Annotated in this window: 1 protein-coding gene; it reads right to left on the bottom strand. The window is 68.3% G+C overall.

Annotation, left to right across the window (positions count from 1 at the left end; translation table 11 throughout):
* Positions 1–136: 136 nt before the first annotated feature.
* The coding region (locus ACEN88_RS31710) for a S1 family peptidase (protein WP_413346135.1) at positions 137–1,400 on the bottom strand (1,264 nt) is incomplete at its 5' end.

The raw sequence follows: 1,400 nt of genomic DNA, 5'->3' as shown, positions 1-1,400 counted from the left end.
GCGGCGGCCGCGTAGTCGTCGTCGAGGATCACGTCGTTGTCGTAGCCGCGCCCGATGCGGATCGGCAGGCCGTCGACGCGCTGGCGGTGCAGCACGTCGCCGTTCCTGGCCAGCAGCTCGACGAACCACGGGCCAGTCATCTGCGGCTCCGTCCAAGGGCCGACAGGAAGGCGCGGGTCGCGCGCATGCCGTTCTCGTACGAGACGCCCGCCAGGTCGAGCCGGCTCTGCAGGCTGGCGTGCGGATCGTCCGTGCTGGCGGCCAGCAACGTGAAGTTGTACAGCCCGGCGAACTTGCGGTAGGCGCGCACGCACGTCACCGCGCGCACGGGCAGGGTCGCCGTGTGCACGAACATCTCGGCGCAGGCGGGCCGCGTGAGGCGCGTGTCGCGGCCGGTGCCGATGCTGTCGACGCGAAAGCGGCTGCTTGCCAGCGCGGCGAACTGCAGCGGGTGCAGGGAACTCGAACGGAGCACCTGGTGCGTCATCGACACGTGGCCCGTCTGCTGCGTGTCCGACACGTAGATCGCCGCTTCCATCGCGCAGCTGACGGAGTCGGCCGTGTACTCGGCTTCGGCGCGGAAGTTCGAGCGGCCCCAGCAGCGCAACTGCTGCGATTCGCGCACGGGCACCTGGTACGGCCCCATCGTGCGCATCGACAACGGCTCGGCCAGCAGGCGGTCGATCAGCGCGCGCTGGTGCGCCAGCAGCTGCTGCCCGATCAGCGGATTGAAATTCTTTGGAGGGTGGGATTGCGTGGCGGCCTGCCGCAGCAGCTCCTGCGCGTATTTGACGGGCACGAGGAAGCTGACCAGTTCGCCGTCGAGCCGCTTCGAGACGTTGATGCCCGCCACGACGCCGGCCGCCGTCACGCTGGGCCCGCCGCTCATCCCGGAGTTGATGGGTCCCGTGAAAATCAGCTGCTCGTAGAAGCTGCGTGTGACGATGCCGTTGTACGAGCCTTCCGAGATGGCGAAGCCGAGGTCGAGCGGATTGCCGAGCGAGTACAGGTACTGGCCCTGCACGAGTTTCACGGGTTTTTCTCCGACCTGGAAAAAGCCCGTGCCATTGCGGTTCACGCGCACGACGGCCAGGTCGTGCAGCACGTCCACCGCGAGCAGTTCGATGGGACCGCTCTTGCCGTCCGTGTCGACGTATTCGCCGACGTAGACGTCCGGGTCGAGCGCCATCTGCGACACGACGTGGTAATTGGTCAGTACGAGGTTGCCCGTGCCGACGAGGAAGCCGGAACCGACGCTGGACTGGCTGCGGCCGTTCCTGAGCAGCATGCGGATCTGCAGCAGGTCGGCGCTGGCGGCGGAATAGAGGGTTTGCGCGGCGCTGGAGGGCGTGGGCAGCGCGGCCGTTTCGTCGGTCTCGCCGGGGCCGGGCGCGCTGCCC

It is taken from the genome of Massilia sp. CT11-108, assembly GCF_047302915.1.
Taxonomy (GTDB): Bacteria; Pseudomonadota; Gammaproteobacteria; order Burkholderiales; family Burkholderiaceae_D; genus Telluria; species Telluria orientalis.
The sequence above is the reverse complement of the archived record's forward strand: the minus strand, read 5'-3'. Positions and strand labels throughout refer to the sequence as shown.